This is a genomic window from Bradyrhizobium sp. Ash2021 (genome assembly GCF_031202265.1).
Classification (GTDB): Bacteria; Pseudomonadota; Alphaproteobacteria; order Rhizobiales; family Xanthobacteraceae; genus Bradyrhizobium.
In genome coordinates, this window is record NZ_CP100604.1 from 5,230,280 (window position 1) to 5,249,735 (window position 19,456).

Here is a 19,456-nt window from a genome sequence, read left to right on the forward strand (position 1 = left end):
CCTGCCGGATGATGTCATCTGATGACCTTTCTAGCGGAGCAGAGACATTTCAAACACTCTCACGCTTCAGAAACTAAAGACATTCTCCGGATCGATGATTAAGCGGTCGATCAGAAGGCGGATTGTCGCCATCGCGGTCGGATTGATCGTCCTCATGGTGGCGACATCCGTCCTCTCGATGGTGATGGTTGGCCGGGTCGGCCACCTGCTCGATGAGCTGACGGCAAGGTATATTCCGGCCAACGCGCATCTGACGCGGATCAATATCCTGTCGCTCGAACAGGCTCTGGCGCTCCGCCGTATGGTGATCGCGAAGATGCAGGAGCCGCCCGACGAGATGGGCTACAAGCTTCGCAAGCAGCTGTACGAAGAGAAGGGCGCCGAAGTCGACAGCGAGGCGCAGGCCGCGCGCAAGCTGATCAATGCGATCATCGACGACACGAGTACGCCCTCGGACAACGCCGCACTGGCGCGCGTCGAGAGCCGGATCGACAGTCTGGTGAGCGAGACCCGCCGCCATCTAAATCAGGCGTCGGGGCAGCTCCTTTCAGAACTTGATGCGCGAGATTTCGCAGCAGTAAGACGCAGCCTCGCTGGCACCGACGCACTCCGCGACGAATTCAACGAGAAAATCGACGCCATTCGCACCGAGATGGTGAAGGTGGGCTATGGGGCAACCGTAACGATCCGGTCGGAGCAGACCCAGGCAGTCCTGACCTCGGGCATCGTGACGCTGCTCGCGGCGATTGTCGGACTGATCTTCGCCAACCTCGTCAGCGGTGGCATCATTCGCTCCGTCCGGCAATTGCTCGAGGGTACGCGGGCGGTCGAGGCCGGCCAGCTCGACCAATCGATCGCTGTAACGACGGGTGACGAAATCGGGCAACTGGCCGCCGCGTTCAACCGGATGGTCGTGCAACTGCGCGACAACCAGCGCGTCAGGGAAACTTTTGGAAAATATATCGATCCGCGCGTCGTCGAAGGGTTGATCGAGCGCCCGAACCTGACAGCGGCCGAAGGCCAGCGCCGGGTGATGACTGTGCTGTTCTGCGACCTGAAAGGATTCACCAGCCTGAGCGAGGGCATGACGCCGCAAGGCCTGGTCAAGGTCATGAACCGCTACCTTTCAACCATGTCCGAACCGATCCGGACCAACCGGGGGATCATCGACAAGTATATCGGCGACGGCATCATGGCCTATTGGGGGCCTCCGTTCGTCGACGAGGCAGATCATGCCCGCTTTGCATGTCTCGCCGCCCTGGAAATGATCGAACGTATAGCGGCATTGCGTAAGGACATCCCCGAACTGCTTGGCGTGCGGGGCACTCCCATGGAGACGTGCGATCTGAGAATCGGCGTTGCCACGGGGGAAGCGCTGGTCGGCAGTATCGGCTCCGACGTCATGATGAGCTATACCGTGATGGGCGACGTGGTGAACCTCGCCTCACGCCTGGAGGGCGCCAACAAGGAGTATGGCACCCGCAATCTTGTTTGCGAGCGCACGGTCGCCGCGGCCGGTGACACCGTCGAAGTTCGAGAGATCGATCGGGTCGTGGTAGCAGGTCACACCCATTCGGAAGTCATTTTTGAGATCCTTGGACGCAAGGGCGAGCTTACGCCGCAACAGCTGACGTCACGGGACAGGTATATGGAAGCCCTCGCCGCCTATCGCGAACAGCGATGGGATGATGCGCTTCGCGCGCTTGACGCGGCCCTCGAGGCCGGCCCCGGCGACGGAGCGTCGATCGCTCTGCTCAAGCGCGTCGGGAACCTCAAAGCAAACCCGCCGCCCCAAAACTGGGACGGGTCGTGGCATATCGAAAAATAGTCGCCGATGCCGCTCTGAGCGCTCATCAGTCCACGCCCTCAATCCGCGTTGACGTTGGCGGCCTTGATCATCGGCCACCATTTGGCGATTTCGGCCTTCTGCCAATCAATCGCCCAACGCCTGCGGCTAGAGCTGATCGAGGGGCGCCATCTGCAAGCCCACGTCTCGATCCGGCTGCGTCCGGCCGGCCACCACAGGCAGGCGATCGATGGCTTTCAGACCGGGCCGCTTGCGCCAGGTGATCTCGGACGGATCGACCGCGAGCGTCAATTGCGGCCAGCGCTGGAACAGCGACTTCAGCGCGCACCGGCCTTCGATCCGCGCGAGCTGGTGGCCAAGGCAAAAATGGATTCCGGTGCCGAAGGCGATATGCCGGTTCGGCCTGCGCCGCAGGTCGAGCCGCTCCGGATGGGGATTTGCCTGCGGGTCCATATTGGCCGCCGCCAGCATGGCCATGACCTTCTCGCCCTTTTTCACCCTGACGCCGCCGAGGTCGACATCCCGGCGCACGCAGCGCGGTTTGGTGAATTGCACCGGCGTGATGAAGCGCAGAAATTCCTCCACCGCCAGATCGACGCGGCTCCAGTCCTGCTTGAGCCAGTCGCGCAGATCGGGATTCTTCAACAGCTCATACACCGACCCGCTGATGAGGTGGGTGGTGGTTTCATGTCCGGCAAACAGCAACAGGAACACCATCGACACGATCTCGTCGCGGCTGATTTGTCCGCCGTCCTTCGCGACGCGCACGATCTCGGCGATCAGCCCTTCGCCGCCATGCTGCCGAACGGTTTCGAGATGCCGCTCGATATAGCGCTTCATCGCAAAAGCGTTCGGCACCATGGCGAGAAAGCCGAGCGCGCCGGTAAAGCGGGTGAAGCCGCCCGCCCAGGCGGCGAATTTCGAACGGTCGGCCTGTGGCAGCCCGAGCAGTTCGCAAATCACCGACAGCGGCAGCTTGCGTGCATAGCGCTCGACGAGGTCGGCCGGGCTGCCTTCGGCAAACAGGTTATTGGCGAGTCGGTCGCCGATGACCCGAATATGCGGCTCCATATCGAGCACAGCGCGGCGGCGGAACGCCTCGTCGACGATATCGCGCAGCCGCTTGTGATCCGGCTCGTCCATCGACAGCATGCTGTTGGAAAGCGTGCGCACGATGCGCGGCATCCACCATTGCAGTCCGGCAACGGTGCCGTCCTCCTCGCGAATGGTGAAAATCGTGGTGTCCTTCAGCACCCGATCGGCCAGCGCCTCCGTCGTCGTCGCCCACACCGTGCCGAGGATCGGGAAGCGCACCTGCACGACCGGCCCCTGCGCGCGAAGTTTTTCGATCGCCGCGGCCGGATTGCGATAATAGTCCGGACTGCTGAAATCTGCCTGGAACGTCATGGCCGATACCCGCGTTGCACGCGGCCGCGCGTCGTTCCCACGCCGCCGCAGATGAATGCACGCCGCCGTTCGGCACTCCCAAGACGATTGCCCAAGACGATCGCCCAAGACGATTGCCGATCACGACGGCACCGCAAAGATGGGAGGTTCGTTGTGGTAATTCCAGATCAGGCCCGCGGCGCGCCTATGGGTTCCATAAGGCCTGGTCAGCGTCGGCGGACAGCGCCGCTTACTCCACCTTGACGTTGGCGGCCTTGATCACCGGCCACCACTTTGCAATCTCGGCCTTCTGCCAATTGCCCAGCGCCTCCGGCGACAGCTGATCGAGCGGCGTCATCTGCAAGCCCAAATTTTCGAGCTGCTTGCGCACCGCCGGGTCGCTCAGCGCCTCGACCGCCGCCGCATTGAGTTTTGCCACGATCTCTTTCGGCGTGCCCTTCGGCACCCACAGCCCCGACCACAGCGTCATGTGGAAACCCGGCAAGCCTGCCTCGTCCACGGTCGGAATGTCCGCGGCCTGCTCTGCTCGCCTGGAGTCGGTGACAGCGTAACCGCGGATGGTACCGGCGTGCACCTGGTTGATGGAGTTGGACAGCTGATCGACAATGATATCGATCTGGCCGGCGACGAGGTCGTTCAGCGCCGGACCCGTGCCGCGATACGGCACATATTGCAGCTTGATGCCGGTTACGTTCTCAAAATACAGCCCGGCGATATGACTGCCCGAACCCGCGCCGGCCGTGCCGGCGGCCGCCGGAACCGGACGCGACTTCAGCCATGCCAAAAGCTCCTTCAGCGATTTCGCAGGCACCGCATTCTTGCTGACGATGATCATGGGATTGCTCGGCAACAGCACCACCGGCTCCAGATCGGCCACGAGGTCGTAGCCGAGCTTGTAGATCGCGCCATTGGCGACGTTGGTGCCGAGATGGCCGAAACCGATGGTGTAACCGTCGGGGGCCGAACGCACGGTGCGGCCGACGCCGAGCGAGCCGCCCGCCCCGGTCACGTTCTCGATCAGGATCGTCTCGCCGAGCTTGAGCTTCATGCGTTCGGCCAGGATCCGCATCATGGCATCGGATGGACCACCCGCCGAGAACGGCACGATGACGGTGATCGGATGCGACGGATAATTCTCCGCGGCCGCGGCGCCGCCCAACGCCAACATCGCGACCAGTGTGGCCCAAATCGCCCTTCGCATCGTATCCTCCCAAAACGCTCACTATCGTCATTGCGAGGAGCACTTGCGACGAAGCAATCCATACTTCCTATGCCGCACTATGGATTGCTTCGCTTCGCTCGCAATGACGGGTTAGAGCGCCGCAATGCCGCCTTACAAATTCGCGTAGTCGATCGGCTGGAAACGATCGAGCGTGCGCGTGACCGGCGGCAACGGATACTTAAGCCCTGTCGCGCAATTGAACAGCATCACGCGATCATTTTTCGTCACCCGGCCGTCGGCGAGGCTCTGCTGGTAGGCGGCGTAGGTCGCAGCGCCTTCCGGACACAGCAGCAGGCCCTCCTCGCGCGCGACTTCGTTGAGCGCAGCAGAAATCTTCTCGTCGTCGACCGCAATCGCAAAACCCTTGCTCTCGCGGACCGCGCGCAGGATCAGAAAATCTCCGACCGCCTGCGGCACGCGAATGCCGGACGCGATAGTGTGGGCATCTTCCCAGCGCGGCGCGTGCTCGGTGCCTGCTTCAAAAGCGCGCACCATCGGCGCGCAGCCGGAGGCCTGCACCGCGACCATGCGCGGGCGCTTGGCGCCGATGAAGCCGATGGCCTCGAGTTCGGCGAACGCCTTCCACATCCCGATCAGGCCGGTGCCGCCGCCGGTCGGATAGAAGATCACATCGGGCACTTCCCAGCCGAGCTGTTCGGTCAGTTCCAGGCCCATCGTCTTCTTGCCCTCGATCCGGTACGGCTCCTTCAGGGTTGAGGTATCGAACCAGCCGGCCTTCGCCTTGCCCTCGCCAACGATCTTGCCGCAATCGTCGATCAGCCCGTTGACGCGATAGACGGTAGCGCCCTGCAGCTCGATCTCGCTGACATTCACTTCCGGGGTATCGGCCGGGCAGAAGATCGTGGTCTTGATGCCGCAGGAGGTCGCATAGGCCGCAAGTGCTGCACCCGCATTGCCGTTGGTCGGCATCGCCATGTGCCTGATGCCGAGCGCCTTGCCCATCGACACCGCCATCACGAGGCCGCGCGCCTTGAACGAGCCGGTCGGCAGCCGGCCTTCATCCTTCACGATGATCTCGCCGCCGCCAAGCTTCTTCGACAGTTTCGGCAGCCGGATCAGCGGCGTCGTCACTTCGCCCAAGCTGACGATGTCGGCGACTTTGCGCACCGGCAGCATCTCGCGGTAGCGCCACATGTCGGCCGGGCGCTGCGCCAGCGCGTCCTTGGTCAGCGCCTTCTTCACACCGGCGAGATCGTAGCGCACCAACAGCGGCTTGCCGGCCTTGGAGAGGTTATGGATCTGGTCGGCGGGATAGTGATCGCCTTCCATCGCGCATTCGAGATGGGTCACGAACGTTGGGCGTTCGATTCGGAGATTGTCATTGTCTTTCACGGATGGTTTTCTTTCTTGTCCCAGCGTTCTTGTTATCCGTCATTGCGAGGAGCGTCAGCGACGAAGCAATCCATAGCGCCACGAGTGGATAGGTGGATTGCTTCGCTTCGCTCGCAATGACGGTGGCCCTAAATATTCAACACCCGCCCATAGGCGTCCAGCACCGCTTCCTTCATCATCTCCGACAGCGTCGGATGCGGGAAGATGGTGTGCATCAGCTCTTCTTCCGTGGTCTCCAGATTCATCGCGACCACATAGCCCTGGATCAATTCCGTCACCTCGGCGCCGATCATGTGCGCGCCGAGCAACTGGCCGGTCTTCTTGTCGAAGATGACCTTGACCAGGCCCTGATCCTCGCCGAGCGCGATCGCCTTGCCGTTGCCGACGAACGGGAAGCGGCCGACCCGGATTTCGCGGCCGCCTTCCTTGGCGCTGGCTTCGGTGAGACCGACCGAGGCGATCTGCGGGTTGCAATAGGTGCAGCCGGGAATGAGGTCCTTGTCGGTGGCATGCGGATGCAGGCCCTTGATGGCTTCGACGCAGACCACGCCTTCATGCTCGGCCTTGTGCGCCAGCATCGGGGGACCGGCGACGTCGCCGATGGCGTAGATGCCGGGAACATTGGTCTTGCCAAAACCGTCGATCACGACGCAGCCGCGGTCGGTCTTGACGCCGAGTTTTTCCAGCCCGAGATTTTCGATATTGCCGACGACGCCGACCGCCGAAATCACCCGCTCGAACTCGACCGTTTGCGGCTTGCCCTTGCCGTCGTCGATGGTCGCGACCACGCTGTCGGTCTTCTTCTCGAGTTTTGTGACTTTGGTGCCGGAGAGAATCTTGATGCCCTGCTTCTCGAAACGCTTGCGCGCGAGGCCGGCGATCTCGGCGTCCTCGACGGGCAGGATCTGCGGCAGCACCTCGACCACGGTCACGTCGGAGCCCATGGTGTGGAAGAACGACGCGAATTCGACGCCGATCGCACCGGAGCCGACCACCAGCAGCGATTTCGGCATCTTCTCCGGCACCATCGCCTCGAAATAGGTCCAGACCAGTTTTTGGTCGGGCTCGAGCCCGGGCAACACGCGTGGCCGCGCGCCGGTCGCGATGATGATGTGCTTGGCCTGATAGGCGCCCTCGCCGAGCGCCCCCTTCGGCGCCTCAACGTCCGATTTCTTCACCGTGACCTTGCCGGGCGCGTCGATCGAGGCGTCGCCCCAGATGATGGAAACCTTGTTCTTCTTCATCAGGAAGCCGACGCCGTCATTGAGGCGCTTTGACACCCCGCGCGAGCGCTGCACCACGGCCTTCGGATCGTAGGAGATCTTCTCGGCCGAGAGCCCGTAATCCTTGGCGTGCTGCATGTAGTGGAAGATTTCAGCCGAGCGTAACAGCGCCTTGGTCGGGATACAGCCCCAGTTCAGGCAGATGCCGCCGAGGTAGGACTTTTCGACGATCGCGGTCTTGAAGCCGAGCTGCGCCGCCCGGATCGCGGTGACATAGCCGCCCGGACCGGCGCCGATGATGATGATGTCGAAGGATGTATCGGCCATGGTGGCTCCCGGGTCAGATCTGTCTAGCAGGCGATATTGCGCCAAAGGTTTTGAGTATCAGGTGATGCATGAGTATAGCTGCGGCAAGCGCGCCAGCCTCCAGACTTGTGAGCCCGTCGACCCAGCGAAGGCACCAGCACGTCACAATGGCTGCGAGCAGGAGCGCCAGCAGAAGCATCGAATGACCGCTTGCGCGAAACAAGGCGTAGTACATGGCAAGAGCCGCGATCGCCAGCCCGCCATATACCGCCAGCGTGAAGGGCAGCAAGGCAAATCCCACGTCTTGAGCCGGAAGCGTCGAAGGCATGCTCCACCAAATTGGGAGATAGAGCACCAGCAGGAAACCACAACCAGCGACCACGTGGCGCATTTCAAGCCGCCTTCGCCGCTACACCAGCATCATGACGGGGTTTTCGATCAGCATCTTGAAGGCGCCAATCAATTCGGCGCCGAGCGCGCCGTCGATGGCGCGGTGATCGCAGGACAAGGTCACGCTCATCATATGCGCCGCCTCGACCTTGCCGCCGCGCACCACCGCGCGTTCCTCGCTGGTTCCGACCGCCAGGATGGTCGCGTGCGGCGGGTTGATGACAGCGGTGAAATGACTGATGCCATACATGCCGAGGTTGGACACCGCCGTGGTGCCGCCCTGATATTCTTCCGGCTTGAGTTTCCGGGCGCGGGCGCGCGCCGCAAAATCCTTCATCTCGCCTGAGATCGTCGACAGCGATTTGGTTTCGGCCTTGCGGATGATCGGCGTGATCAGGCCGCCCGGCATCGCAACGGCCACCCCGATGTCGGAATGCTTGTGCTTGAGCATGCCGCTTTCGGTCCAGCTCACATTGCAATTGGGAATCCGCTGCAGCGCGACCGCCATCGCCTTGATGACGAAATCGTTCACCGAGAGCTTGTAGAGCGGCTTCTTTTCCTTGTCCTTCGGCGCCGCGGCGTTGATCTCCTCGCGTGCCGCGAGCAGCTTGCCGATGTCGCAGTCCATTGTCAGATAGAAATGCGGAACGGTCTGCACCGACGCGGTGAGGCGCTGGGCGATCGTGCGCCGCATGCCGTCGTGCGGGATCACCTCGTAGGAGCCGGGTTCGAACAGCGCGAGAATCTGCTTGTCCGACATTGACGGCGCGATCGCGGGCGCGCCGGCGGGTGCTGCGGCCGGGGCTTTCAGGCCCTTGCCGGATTTGGCGTCTTCGACGTCGCGCGCGACGATGCGGCCATGCGGGCCGGAGCCGTTGATGCGGCCGAGCTCGATGCCGGCTTCCCTGGCGAGCCGGCGGGCCAGCGGCGACGAGAAGATGCGGGCGTGGCCGTTGGCCTGCGGGGCCGGTGCCGCCGCCTGAGGCGCTGGCGCCGGCGCAGCCGGTGCAGGTGCCGCAGCCATCGGCGCAGGCGCTGCGGCTGGTGCGGGCGCCGGTGCGGCAGCGGCTTTCGGCGGCGCTGCTGCCCCCGCTCCCGCCGCCTTCACGTCCTCGCCGTCGCCGGCCATCACCGCGATCACGTCGTTGACCGCGACATCCTGGGTACCTTCCGGCACCAGGATTTTTGCGATCGTTCCCTCGTCGACGGCTTCGACTTCCATCGTCGCCTTGTCGGTCTCGATTTCGGCGATCACGTCGCCCGACTTGACCTTGTCGCCCTCTTTCTTGAGCCACTTGGCAAGGTTGCCCTTTTCCATCGTGGGCGACAGCGCGGGCATCAGAATGTTGATGGGCATACCGACCTCACAAACCTATTCATGCTTCCATCGACCGGGAAGCTAACCAAAACGTCTGGGCCTCGGAAAGGCCCGATGGAAGACCTGCGCGCGTCAATTGCCGATATCGCCTTGCCACAGCCGCTCGTTGGCCGGAACCGACCGCCATGATTTCATCATGTTGATCGACCGCTCGTCCTCGAGATCGATATAGGGAATCGCGAACTGGGTCAGGATGTCTTTGCTGCCGGGAAACGTCACGGACTCGCCGATGACGAGCAGCGACAGCTTGAACAGCCCGACCGCGCCCGCGCACATCGAGCACGGCGACAGCGTGGTGTACATGACGGTGTCATGAAACGAAATCAGCCCGGCATTGCGCAGGCAGGACATCTCGCCGTGCAGGATGACGTTCTTCTCCTGCACCCGGTTATTATGCCCGCGCGCGATGATCTTGTTGTCGCGCGTCAGCACGGCGCCGATCGGCAGCCCCCCTTGCGCGATGCTCTTCTCGGCCTCGCGAATGGCTTCGGCCATAAAGTCGAAATGATATTGTTCAATTGCCAAAGGACTGCCTGTTTCTCTCAGTGACCCTGCTGCGAGCGGAGCGCGGTATCGCCCAAATCGGTCGGTCGCGCGATTTCGGCTTCGAACATGTCGACGATGCGTGTCAGCGCCTCGTCCTCGGTGTAGCCACTTTCGCGGGCATAGGCGCGCGCGGCATGGCGGGCGATGTCGACCAGCAGCAGGCCCCACATGTCCGGCTCCTCGAACGCGCGGGTGAAGGCGATCGACAGCCCGCCATCGACCACGAATGCGCGCAGCACCTCGATGGCATCATCGCGGCCCATGACGTCGGGCGGTAATGGCTGCTCCTTCGCCATGCGTCACCGATATGAGACGGCTTTGGCGGCTTCGACCACCTCGGCCACCGACGGCAATGCGAGTTTTTCGAGGTTCGCGGCATAGGGCATCGGCACGTCCTTGCCCGAGACGCGCTTAACCGGCGCGTCCAGATAGTCGAAGGCCTGCTCCATGATGCGGGCGGCGACTTCGGCGCCGACACCGCTCTGCTGCCAGCCCTCCTCCACCGTCACCGCGCGGCCGGTCTTCTTGACCGAGGCCACGATGGTGTCGGTGTCCATCGGACGCAGCGTGCGCAGATCGATCACTTCGGCCTCGATGCCTTCCTTCGCCAGTTCATCGGCGGCTTTCAGCGCGTAGCTCATGCCGTTCGACCACGAGATGATCGTCACGTGACCGCCTGACCGTACGATCCGGGCCTTGCCGATCGGCACCACATAGTCGTCGAGCTTGGGCACCTCGCCGGTATGGCCGTACAGCATTTCATTCTCGAGGAAGATCACCGGATTGGGATCGCGGATCGCGGCTTTCAGCAGGCCCTTGTAGTCGGCGGCCGAGAACGGCGCGACCACCTTGAGGCCCGGAACCTGCGAGTACCAGGCCGAGTAATCCTGGCTGTGCTGGGCTGCGACGCGCGACGCGGCGCCATTGGGCCCACGGAACACGATCGAACAGCCCATCTGTCCGCCGGACATGTACAGCGTCTTGGCCGCGGAGTTGATGATCTGGTCGATCGCCTGCATCGCGAAATTGAAGGTCATAAACTCGACGATCGGCTTCAGGCCCGACATCGCCGCACCGACGCCAATGCCGGCGAAGCCATGCTCGGTGATCGGCGTATCGATCACCCGTTTCGCGCCGAATTCCTGCAGCAATCCCTGACTGACTTTGTAGGCGCCCTGATATTCCGCGACCTCTTCGCCCATCAGGAACACGTCCGGGTCGCGCCGCATCTCCTCGGCCATCGCGTCGCGCAGCGCGTCGCGGATCGTCATCGTCACCATCTCGGTGCCAGCGGGAATTTCCGCATCAGGCTCGGCGACGGCTGCCGGCGCGGATGGCGCTTTCTTTTCTTCTGACGGGGGAGCTTCGGCTTTTGCTTCAGCAGGCGGCGCGGCCGGCTTCGGCGGCGCGCTGACCTTGCCGAGGTCCGCCGCACTCTCGCCGTCAGCCAAAATGGTCGCGATCGGGGTGTTGACCGCGACGTCGGCGGTGCCTTCGGGGATCAATATCTTGCCGAGCGTCCCCTCGTCGGTCGCCTCGACTTCCATCGTCGCCTTGTCGGTTTCGATCTCGGCGATGACATCGCCCGACTTGATGGTCTCGCCTTCCTTCTTCAGCCACTTGGCAAGGTTGCCCTTTTCCATGGTGGGCGACAGCGCAGGCATCAGCACTTGAATGGGCATGGGAACTCCGAAATTAAAACTTGCGCCTGCTCAGCGATAGATGTCGGTGTAAAGCTCGGATGCATCGGGCTCGGGATCGTGCTGGGCGAAATCCGCCGATGCATTGACGATCTCGCGCACCTCGGCGTCAATCGCCTTCAATTCCTGCTCGCTCATCTTGGCCGCCAGCAGGCGATTGCGAACCTGCTCGATCGGATCCTGGTCGTGGCGGATCTTTTCGACCTCTTCGCGGGTACGGTACTTCGCCGGATCCGACATCGAGTGGCCGCGGTAGCGGTAGGTCTGCATTTCCAGGATGAACGGCCCCTTGCCGGCGCGGCACCAGGCCACCGCTTCGTCGCCGGCCGCCTTCACCGCTCGGACGTCCATGCCGTCGACCTGCTTGCCCGGGATGTTGAAGGAATCACCGCGCTTGGAGAAATCGGTTTGCGCCGACGAGCGGGTCACGGAGGTGCCCATGGCGTAGCGGTTGTTCTCGATCACGTAGATCACGGGCAGTTTCCACAGCTCCGCCATGTTGAAGCTTTCGTAGACTTGGCCCTGGTTGGAGGCGCCGTCGCCGAAATAGGCCAGGCTGACGAAATCATTGCCGCGATAGCGGTTGGCAAAAGCCAGACCGGTGCCGAGCGAGACCTGGGCGCCGACGATGCCGTGGCCGCCGTAAAAATTCTTCTCCTTGCTGAACATGTGCATGGAGCCGCCCTTGCCCTTGGAATAGCCGCCATGGCGGCCGGTCAATTCGGCCATCACGCCCTTGGCTTCCATCCCGCAGGCCAGCATGTGGCCGTGGTCGCGGTATCCGGTTATGACCTGATCGCCCTTCTTCAGGGCCATCTGCATCCCGACGACGACCGCCTCCTGGCCGATATAGAGATGGCAGAAGCCGCCGATCGCCCCCATGCCATAGAGTTGACCGGCCTTTTCCTCAAAGCGCCGGATCAGCAGCATGTCGCGCAGCGCGGTCAGTTCCTGCGCGCGGGTGAATTCCGGAGGGGAGCCGTGTGCCTTGTCCTGACCTGCTTCCTTCGCGACGCTTTTCTTTGGTGAGGCCATGGGCAATTCCAGATCAAAGAGGGACTGAACTCAAGCCCTCTCTAACCCAACTCAAATCGCCGCGAAAGGATTGCGTTCGCTTGACGGAATATTGCTATGCCGCACTGCAACCGAGCGCGACATTTTTGTGATCGTTGGCGGGTGATTTTGAAATATGCGGAATTGCTCGGTCGTCATCCTGAGGTGCGAGCCTCTTGGCGAGCCTCGAAGGATGAATTTGCGGCTCGTCCTTCGAGGCGCGCAAGAGCGCGCACCTCAGGACGACGGCGGAGATTACGTCTGACGGAATCAGTTCGGATTATTGGTCCGGACCAGATCGCGCGGATTGGCGTAATCGAGCTGAAAGCGCGCGCGCTCGTCCAGCAAATCAGGGTCGACCCGGTCCGACCTCAAGAGCGAGACGCGTTGCTCGCCCTCGGCGCGCTCCCGCTTCAGCCGCGCCAGTTCCGAGGTCAGGGCGATGATTTCCTGATCGAGTTCCTGGCGCGCGTTCAGTCCATATTTGCCGGTATAGGCGTTGACGCCGAAATAGCTGACCATCATCGCCGCCATCGTGTAGAGGGCGAGCCCGGTGAGCAGCGATTTCAGTCGGGTGCGAGAGACCATGGCACCAACATGCGACGGACCGGTTAACGGAATCCTAAGACGACTGCGCCGGGTCCGCCCTTACTTAGTGGTTTTGCTTTTCGACGAAAGCCGCAAACGCATCGATGTACTGCTGTAACACTTTCTGCAGCGATTCCTTGGTGAGCTGGCCCTTGTCGTCAAAGGCATCGCCGACGGCATTCAGATAGATTTCGGGCTGGCCCAGGATCGGCCCGGCGATACCCGGCAGGATGTTCTGCAGATGTTTGGCCGCGCTGACGCCGCCGAGCGGACCCGGGGAATTGCTGACGATGCCGACCGGTTTGCCGAGGAACCAGCTCTTGCCGTAGGGCCGCGATCCGACGTCGATGGCGTTCTTCAAGACGCCGGGGATCGAGCGGTTGTATTCGGGGGTCACAAACAGCACGCCGTTCGACTTCTGCACCTTTTCGCGGAACGCCAGCCAATCGGCCGGAGGGGCGGCTTCCAGATCCTGGTTGAAGAAGGAAATGCCGTGCAAGGTCGTGACCTCGAGCTGCAGCGAAGCCGGTGCCAGCTTGGCCAGCGCATGGGCGATCTTGAGCGAAAAACTTTCCTTGCGGAGGCTGCCGACGATCGCGACGACGTTGTGGGTGGCCATGGTATTTCCTTTTTTAAGCTGGACCGGTGATGCTCAGCTAGCCGCATCGGCAGAAGGATGCAAGTGCATGAACTGCGCAATTTTGGAAACGCAGGGTTCGCATAGACAACATTTCGCCAAAAAACAAACAGGCCGCCCCCGGGCGGCCTGTTGCGTCGGGCCTGGCGATGCCGATCAGATCACCGGATCCCAGCCAACCGGGACCAGGCGGTATTTCGCGCCATCCTTCTCGACATGGCCGATCGAGGGAAACGGGAAATGGAATCCCACCACCGTCGCCTTCTCGGCCGCCGCCATGTCATAGAATTTGTGGCGCGTCGTCTGCGCCGTCTCGGGATCGACGTCGTAGACCACGTGCCAGTCCGGGTTGCGCAGGAAGAACTCGGGGATGTTGGTGACATCGGACTGAATCAGGATTTTCGAACTCCCCGAGGCGACGGCGAAGGAGGTGTGTCCCGGCGTGTGGCCCGGCGTTGCGATCGAGGTGATGCCGGGCGCGACTTCCTTGCCCCAATCATACTTCGTCACCTTGGACTCGATGCCGGCGTAAATCTTCTTCACGTTGGCAAAGTAGTTCTTCATCATCTCGTTGGACTGGGCCTTGGCGGCGTTCTCGTCGCTCATCCAGAATTCCCAGTCTTTTGCCGGCACCATGATCTCGGCATTGGGAAACGCCATCGAGCCATCGGCCGCACGAATGCCGTTGGTGTGATCGGGATGCAGATGCGACATCAGCACGATATCGATGCTCTTGGGGTCGACGCCGGCGGCGGCGAGATTTTGCAAGGTGCGCCCGGCCCGCCCCTTGCTCGGCCCCAACATGGAAACGCCGTTGCCGCAATCGATCAGGACCAGCTTGCTGCCGGTATTGATGAGCTGCGGGTTGAACGGCACCGCGACCATGCCCTTCGGCATATAGGCTGAGTCCGCTGCGGCCTGCGCCTCGTCTTTCGCGACGTTGCTGACGAAGTTATCGATCGGACGCAAAAACACACCGTCATTGATCGAGGTGCATTCGTAGTCGCCGACCTTGTAGCGATAGAACCCGGGCGCCTGCGCTCCGGTTGGTGGTACCGCGGCGTCCGCGCTCGGCGATGTGAATGGCGAAAGGGCTGTCGTGGCGCCTGCGGCGGCGGCTCCGGCCAATAGATGACGGCGGCTCAGTTCGGTCATGGCGAATTCTCCCCTGGTCTCGGCTTTTGCGGTGTTTCCCGCATATGTTACCGGCGCAAATGTTCTCCCGTCGCCGGGAGAACGCAAGCCCTGTTCGATGCAGTTACGACTACTTGATGATTTCCCAAAAGATCCCGGCAACCGCGACATAGCCGAGTGTAAACAGCACTGTCCTCACCAGGGGAATGCCGAGCAGATAGACCACGGCATGGGCGAGCCTGATCCAGAAATAACAGGTCGCCCAGAATGCCGTCATCGCGTTGGCCTTGCCGGCCAGATGCGCCACGATCACCAGCGCGGCAAACGGGGCGAAGGTCTCGACGGCGTTGATGTAGGTTCGGTCGGCACGTTTGCCCCAGTCAGGCAATGGCCGCTGGGTGGGATCGACGTAATTCTCGGGCTTCAGCGGCCCGTTGGTCGAAACCTGTGCGACGACATAGGGAATCCACAGCGAAGCGGTCAGAATGGCGGTAAAGGCGAGATATTTGAGGTCTGTGGACATTGAATTTCCCCCTTTTTAAACTGCGATTCCGACAACTCCTGAAGCTGGATTTCCTATTCTCAGGCCAAGCGAGGGCTGTTGCCCCCGGTCAGCCCTTGTTCGGGTTGATCAAAAATTTCTCGCCGGTCGAGCGCTTGTTGTAGATGGCGATGTTGGAAAGCTGGAGCGTCTCCTGCAGCGACACCACCTGCGTGTAATGGCTGGCAAAGGTCGTCTTCAACTCGGCCGCCACCCGCTGGCGCAATCTGCCGATCTCAGCCGGGCCGATCTTCTGCAGGAACGGCGTCAACAGCCAGCCGCCGACACCCCAGGTTAGCCCGAAGGCCCGGCTCAGTTCAGTCGGGCGGGTATCGAGGCTGCCGTAGATATAGACCTGCTTGTACACGTTCGAGCCGTAGCGGCTGTATTCCTTGGCGGTCTTGTTGGCCGCGATCTCCATGCAGGTGAGGATTTGCCCGGCAAGCTTTCCGCCGCCGATGGCGTCGAAGGCGATCGTGGCGCCGGTTTCCACCAGCGCGGCGGTGAGGTCGTCCATGAAGCTGGCTGCGGTGGAGTCGACGACATATTTGGCGCCGATCTTGTGCAGGATGTCGGCCTGCTCCTTGCTGCGGACGATGTTGACGAGGCCAATGCCGTCCTTGATGCAGATCCTGTTGAGCATCTGCCCGAGGTTCGACGCGGCCGCGGTGTGCACCAGCCCCTTGTGACCCTCGCGCCGCATGGTCTCGGTCATGCCGAGCGCGGTCAGCGGATTGACGAACCACGAAGCACCGTCGGCAGGCGTAGCGCCGGCGGGCAGCTCCATGACGTCCCTCACTTTGAGAACACGGTACTGCGTGTACATCGCGCCGCCGATGCAAGCGACGGTCTTGCCCATCAGCGCCCTGGCGGCGTCCGAGGATCCGGTCTTGATCACGACGCCGGCCCCCTCGTTGCCGACCGGCAGCGATTCATCCAGCCGCGCCGCCATCATCCTCATCACAGCTTCCGGCATCTTCGCCGTGACCACGGGAGCGTCCTTGGTTCCAGAAACCTTGGCGGTCGACATGTCAGCCGGGCCGATCAGAAGCCCGAGATCGGACGGGTTGATCGGCGAGGCCTCGATACGAACCACGACTTCGTCCTCCGCCGGCTCCGGCGTCTGGATATTGACCAGCGATAGTTCGAGTTCGCCGCTCTTTTTCAGCAGCGAACGCAATTGCAGCCCAGATGAAGTGCTCACGGTAAACCTCCCGTTCGGAATCGATTTTTGATGACCGCCATGTCTTAGACAACGGATAACTAAGTTGTGCGGCGCGACTAGTACGCCACCGTCGGCACAACCTAATGTTGATTTGTTGCCAAAATGTCACAGACATTTGCATCGAACCAAACATAGACTTGTCCGGATTTATTTTTTTCTTTCAAGCGGATTTCCTTATGTGGCGTTTTATTCTTTTGAGTTGTGGCGCGCTTGGAATGGCTGGATGCGCGATCCATCCCCTACCCGACGACGTCATCCGACTTGCCACTCGCGAGATTGTCCATCACATCCGATGCGAGGCCCGAGCGGCTATCAAACAGGCCATCATCGATTATCTCAGAAAATTGGAGCTGACCGAATTCATGGGTCAGCTCGAGAGCAACCAGCTTCCCCTCGATCAACTCGATCTGCACCTGCACGAACTGCCCGCAAGGGTACGTGCCAACATCGTGAAGTACGAACGCGCGGCCATCAGTTACGATTTCACCTTCGATATTACGGAACAGAACACAGTCACCGCAGAAGTCGATTTCGTTAACCTTCTCAGCCATGGCACATTCAGCATGCCGGCGAAAGGATCCAGTGACCTGCAGCGCCAGACGGTTCGGATTTTTCGGGTCAATGACACGTTTGGTGAACTGATCAATTTCCGCCGCGGTCGGTGCACCGAGGACGGGTCACCTGAGAATTTCGCCTACCCCGTGAGCGGCCGGATAGGGCTGGGCGAACTGGTCGAGACATTTGTCGATCTCAACGAATTCCAGCGGCTGACCGGCTCGAAAGATGGCGATACGGTTCCGACGATCGCGGACACGTTCAATTTTCAAACCACTATCGGAGGCTCGGTGACGCCTCAAGTTACCCTTACCCCCTTGAACCACCTGTTCAATGTGTCCGGCGCGTCACTAGGCGCAGCCGCGCTCCGAAAGGACATTCACAGGGTAATTGTCGCGATCTCGTTGCCTCCGCCGCCGAAACCCCAACCCGCTCCCGCTCCTCACGGCTTCCTTGGAGGCTCGACATACGCGCCGCGTCCGTCGACGGCAATCGAACGTAACAACAGCGCCATCGACGACGCAATCAACCGAAGCATTATCAACCGGCTCGGATCACCGAACCTGAACTAGCGGCCAGGAGGAAGCAATGGCAAAAAAGGCAAAAGTAAAGAAGACGGCAGGGGCAAAGAAGACCGCGAAGAAGGCAGCGAAAAAGCGCACAACGTTCGGCGTCTCGATCCAAAAAGTGCTCGAGAAGATGAAGGCGATCGTCGATGGCAACAAGGAACAGGAATTTCTGGCGAAATGCGCTGCGTTGGGCGAAGACCGGTTTGTGACCGTCAACTCCCGGATCGTCAAGCTCGTCAAGGAGTTCGAAGCCGATCACGGCCTCCGCCACGAACTCCCGAGAACCGCGACATTCTCCCCCGCCGCGGCGGTCGCCCGAAACGTCGTGGCGGCATCGGACGACGAAACCTGCTTCAAGCATTGACGGCGTGATGCTTGCCCACTGTTTTGGGTCTGCCTCCCGAAGGCTTGGTTGCGGGCGCGTTACGCCAGCGCCTTCAAGGCTGACTTGCCGGCATATTTGGCCTGCGCGCCCAGTTGCTGCTCGATGCGCAGCAGCTGGTTGTATTTGGCGGTGCGGTCGGAGCGCGCCAATGAGCCGGTTTTGATCTGGCCGCAATTGGTGGCCACGGCCAGATCGGCGATGGTGGAATCCTCGGTCTCGCCGGAACGGTGCGACATCACGGCGGTGTAGCCGGCCTTGTAGGCCATCTCGACTGCCGAGAGCGTCTCCGTCAGCGTGCCGATCTGGTTGACCTTGACCAGGATGGAATTGGCGCGGCCGTTTTTGATGCCGTCGGCAAGGCGCGTGACGTTGGTGACGAACAGGTCGTCGCCGACGAGCTGGCATTTGCCGCCGATCAGATCGGTCAATTCCTTCCAGCCGGCCATGTCGTCTTCGGACATGCCGTCCTCGATCGAGACGATCGGATAGCGCGCCGCGAGGTCGGCAAGATATTTGGCCTGCTCGGAACCCGAGCGGGTCTTGTTCTCGCCGCCATAGACGTAATTGCCGTCCTTGAAGAACTCGGTCGCCGCGCAGTCCAGCGCCAGCATCACGTCGCTTCCAGCCTTGTAACCGGCCTTGCCGATCGCGGCCATGACGAACTCGAGCGCGGCGTCGGCCGACGGCAGGTTCGGCGCAAAACCGCCCTCGTCGCCGACATTGGTGTTGTGACCGGCCTTCTTCAGTTCGCCCCGCAGCGTGTGGAAGATTTCCGAGCCGCAGCGCAGCGCCTCGGCGAAGGTCGCCGCTCCCACCGGCATGATCATGAATTCCTGGAAATCGATCGGATTGTCGGCATGCACGCCGCCATTGATGATGTTCATCATCGGCACTGGTAGCGTCCGCGCCGAGGTGCCGCCGACGTAACGATAGAGCGGCATATCGAAGGATTCCGCGGCCGCCTTGGCGCAGGCCAGCGAAACGCCCAAAATGGCGTTGGCCCCGAGCCGGCTCTTGTTCGGCGTGCCGTCGAGGTCGATCATGATCTGGTCGATCTGGACCTGCTCCTCGACCGCCTGATCGCTCAGCGCCTCGAAGATTTCGCCGTTGATGGCCTCGACCGCCTTCTGGACGCCCTTGCCGAGATAGCGCGCCTTGTCGCCGTCGCGCAGTTCGACCGCCTCATGTGCGCCGGTGGAGGCGCCGGAGGGAACCGCGGCGCGGCCGATCGAGCCGTCCTCCAGCACGACATCGACCTCGACGGTGGGATTGCCACGGCTATCGAGAATTTCGCGGCCGATGATGTCGACGATGGCGGTCATGTCTATGCTTCCCCGGTTGGTTCTGGCTGGTTGCGCCGCGTCATACACGGAGCGCAAGCAAATGTGAACGCTTGACCTGCGGCCTTTTCCTGACGGGTGGATTTGGCGCGGTTAT

Annotated in this window: 19 protein-coding genes; 3 read left to right on the forward strand and 16 right to left on the reverse strand. The window is 61.8% G+C overall.

Annotated elements, in window-relative coordinates; translation table 11 throughout:
* Positions 1-94: 94 nt before the first annotated feature.
* Entirely contained in the window at positions 95-1,828 is a 1,734-nt protein-coding gene (locus NL528_RS25150) for an adenylate/guanylate cyclase domain-containing protein (protein ID WP_309177136.1), read from the forward strand.
* Between the two features lie 126 nt (positions 1,829-1,954).
* Here the strand turns inward: NL528_RS25150 and NL528_RS25155 are convergent, their stop codons facing one another.
* From NL528_RS25155 to NL528_RS25225, 15 genes are all read right to left on the reverse strand, one after another.
* A complete protein-coding gene (locus tag NL528_RS25155; protein ID WP_309177137.1) occupies positions 1,955-3,214 on the reverse strand; it encodes a cytochrome P450 in 1,260 nt (419 codons plus the stop codon).
* Positions 3,215-3,443: 229 nt separating this feature from the next.
* Entirely contained in the window at positions 3,444-4,415 is a 972-nt protein-coding gene (locus NL528_RS25160; protein ID WP_309177138.1) for a tripartite tricarboxylate transporter substrate-binding protein, read from the reverse strand.
* 132 nt (positions 4,416-4,547) lie between these two features.
* On the reverse strand, positions 4,548-5,789 hold the full coding sequence (locus tag NL528_RS25165) for a threonine synthase (RefSeq protein ID WP_309177139.1): 1,242 nt from the start codon (positions 5,787-5,789) through the stop codon (positions 4,548-4,550).
* A gap of 128 nt (positions 5,790-5,917) precedes the next feature.
* Complete coding sequence (gene lpdA, locus NL528_RS25170) at positions 5,918-7,339, reverse strand: dihydrolipoyl dehydrogenase (protein ID WP_309177140.1); 1,422 nt, start codon at positions 7,337-7,339, stop codon at positions 5,918-5,920.
* Positions 7,340-7,352: 13 nt separating this feature from the next.
* On the reverse strand, positions 7,353-7,709 hold the full coding sequence (locus NL528_RS25175) for a hypothetical protein (protein WP_309177141.1): 357 nt from the start codon (positions 7,707-7,709) through the stop codon (positions 7,353-7,355).
* An 18-nt stretch (positions 7,710-7,727) separates the two neighbouring features.
* Positions 7,728-9,065 carry a pyruvate dehydrogenase complex dihydrolipoamide acetyltransferase gene (locus NL528_RS25180; protein WP_309177142.1) on the reverse strand — a complete coding sequence of 446 codons (1,338 nt, stop codon included), beginning with the start codon at positions 9,063-9,065 and terminating at the stop codon, positions 7,728-7,730.
* Between the two features lie 93 nt (positions 9,066-9,158).
* Positions 9,159-9,611 carry a nucleoside deaminase gene (locus NL528_RS25185; protein WP_083641438.1) on the reverse strand — a complete coding sequence of 151 codons (453 nt, stop codon included), beginning with the start codon at positions 9,609-9,611 and terminating at the stop codon, positions 9,159-9,161.
* A gap of 17 nt (positions 9,612-9,628) precedes the next feature.
* A complete protein-coding gene (locus NL528_RS25190; RefSeq protein WP_309177145.1) occupies positions 9,629-9,928 on the reverse strand; it encodes a DUF5076 domain-containing protein in 300 nt (99 codons plus the stop codon).
* Between the two features lie 3 nt (positions 9,929-9,931).
* A complete protein-coding gene (locus NL528_RS25195) occupies positions 9,932-11,314 on the reverse strand; it encodes a pyruvate dehydrogenase complex E1 component subunit beta (RefSeq protein WP_309177147.1) in 1,383 nt (460 codons plus the stop codon).
* A 30-nt stretch (positions 11,315-11,344) separates the two neighbouring features.
* A complete protein-coding gene (pdhA, locus tag NL528_RS25200) occupies positions 11,345-12,367 on the reverse strand; it encodes a pyruvate dehydrogenase (acetyl-transferring) E1 component subunit alpha (RefSeq protein WP_309177148.1) in 1,023 nt (340 codons plus the stop codon).
* A 288-nt stretch (positions 12,368-12,655) separates the two neighbouring features.
* The gene (locus NL528_RS25205; protein ID WP_309177149.1) at positions 12,656-12,973 is read right to left on the reverse strand and encodes a septum formation initiator family protein; all 318 of its coding nucleotides are present in this window, start codon (positions 12,971-12,973) and stop codon (positions 12,656-12,658) included.
* Between the two features lie 64 nt (positions 12,974-13,037).
* Positions 13,038-13,592, reverse strand: coding sequence for an NADPH-dependent FMN reductase (locus tag NL528_RS25210; protein ID WP_309177150.1), 555 nt, complete (start codon positions 13,590-13,592; stop codon positions 13,038-13,040).
* A 174-nt stretch (positions 13,593-13,766) separates the two neighbouring features.
* A complete protein-coding gene (locus NL528_RS25215) occupies positions 13,767-14,765 on the reverse strand; it encodes an MBL fold metallo-hydrolase (RefSeq protein WP_309177151.1) in 999 nt (332 codons plus the stop codon).
* Positions 14,766-14,874: 109 nt separating this feature from the next.
* Complete coding sequence (locus NL528_RS25220; RefSeq protein ID WP_309177152.1) at positions 14,875-15,267, reverse strand: MAPEG family protein; 393 nt, start codon at positions 15,265-15,267, stop codon at positions 14,875-14,877.
* A gap of 88 nt (positions 15,268-15,355) precedes the next feature.
* A complete protein-coding gene (locus NL528_RS25225) occupies positions 15,356-16,489 on the reverse strand; it encodes a zinc-binding dehydrogenase (protein ID WP_309177153.1) in 1,134 nt (377 codons plus the stop codon).
* A gap of 197 nt (positions 16,490-16,686) precedes the next feature.
* Between NL528_RS25225 and NL528_RS25230 the strand changes: the two genes are divergently transcribed.
* Complete coding sequence (locus NL528_RS25230; RefSeq protein ID WP_309177154.1) at positions 16,687-17,637, forward strand: hypothetical protein; 951 nt, start codon at positions 16,687-16,689, stop codon at positions 17,635-17,637.
* A gap of 16 nt (positions 17,638-17,653) precedes the next feature.
* Positions 17,654-17,998 (forward strand): hypothetical protein, encoded by a 345-nt coding sequence (locus NL528_RS25235; protein ID WP_309177155.1) that lies wholly within the window; start codon positions 17,654-17,656, stop codon positions 17,996-17,998.
* A gap of 59 nt (positions 17,999-18,057) precedes the next feature.
* Here the strand turns inward: NL528_RS25235 and eno are convergent, their stop codons facing one another.
* A complete protein-coding gene (eno, locus tag NL528_RS25240; RefSeq protein ID WP_309177156.1) occupies positions 18,058-19,341 on the reverse strand; it encodes a phosphopyruvate hydratase in 1,284 nt (427 codons plus the stop codon).
* Positions 19,342-19,456 lie beyond the last annotated feature (115 nt).

Excerpts from the sequence above, each read along its gene's own strand:
- pdhA (WP_309177148.1), bottom strand. The coding sequence starts at position 12,367 with ATGGCCTCACCAAAGAAAAGCGTCGCGAAGGAAGCAGGTCAGGACAAG.
- NL528_RS25195 (WP_309177147.1), bottom strand. The coding sequence starts at position 11,314 with ATGCCCATTCAAGTGCTGATGCCTGCGCTGTCGCCCACCATGGAAAAG.
- lpdA (WP_309177140.1), bottom strand. The coding sequence starts at position 7,339 with ATGGCCGATACATCCTTCGACATCATCATCATCGGCGCCGGTCCGGGC.
- NL528_RS25235 (WP_309177155.1), top strand. The coding sequence starts at position 17,654 with ATGGCAAAAAAGGCAAAAGTAAAGAAGACGGCAGGGGCAAAGAAGACC.
- NL528_RS25205 (WP_309177149.1), bottom strand. The coding sequence starts at position 12,973 with ATGGTCTCTCGCACCCGACTGAAATCGCTGCTCACCGGGCTCGCCCTC.
- NL528_RS25215 (WP_309177151.1), bottom strand. The coding sequence starts at position 14,765 with ATGACCGAACTGAGCCGCCGTCATCTATTGGCCGGAGCCGCCGCCGCA.
- NL528_RS25175 (WP_309177141.1), bottom strand. The coding sequence starts at position 7,709 with ATGCGCCACGTGGTCGCTGGTTGTGGTTTCCTGCTGGTGCTCTATCTC.
- eno (WP_309177156.1), bottom strand. The coding sequence starts at position 19,341 with ATGACCGCCATCGTCGACATCATCGGCCGCGAAATTCTCGATAGCCGT.
- NL528_RS25210 (WP_309177150.1), bottom strand. The coding sequence starts at position 13,592 with ATGGCCACCCACAACGTCGTCGCGATCGTCGGCAGCCTCCGCAAGGAA.
- NL528_RS25220 (WP_309177152.1), bottom strand. The coding sequence starts at position 15,267 with ATGTCCACAGACCTCAAATATCTCGCCTTTACCGCCATTCTGACCGCT.
- NL528_RS25230 (WP_309177154.1), top strand. The coding sequence starts at position 16,687 with ATGTGGCGTTTTATTCTTTTGAGTTGTGGCGCGCTTGGAATGGCTGGA.
- NL528_RS25155 (WP_309177137.1), bottom strand. The coding sequence starts at position 3,214 with ATGACGTTCCAGGCAGATTTCAGCAGTCCGGACTATTATCGCAATCCG.
- NL528_RS25180 (WP_309177142.1), bottom strand. The coding sequence starts at position 9,065 with ATGCCCATCAACATTCTGATGCCCGCGCTGTCGCCCACGATGGAAAAG.
- NL528_RS25160 (WP_309177138.1), bottom strand. The coding sequence starts at position 4,415 with ATGCGAAGGGCGATTTGGGCCACACTGGTCGCGATGTTGGCGTTGGGC.
- NL528_RS25190 (WP_309177145.1), bottom strand. The coding sequence starts at position 9,928 with ATGGCGAAGGAGCAGCCATTACCGCCCGACGTCATGGGCCGCGATGAT.
- NL528_RS25150 (WP_309177136.1), top strand. The coding sequence starts at position 95 with ATGATTAAGCGGTCGATCAGAAGGCGGATTGTCGCCATCGCGGTCGGA.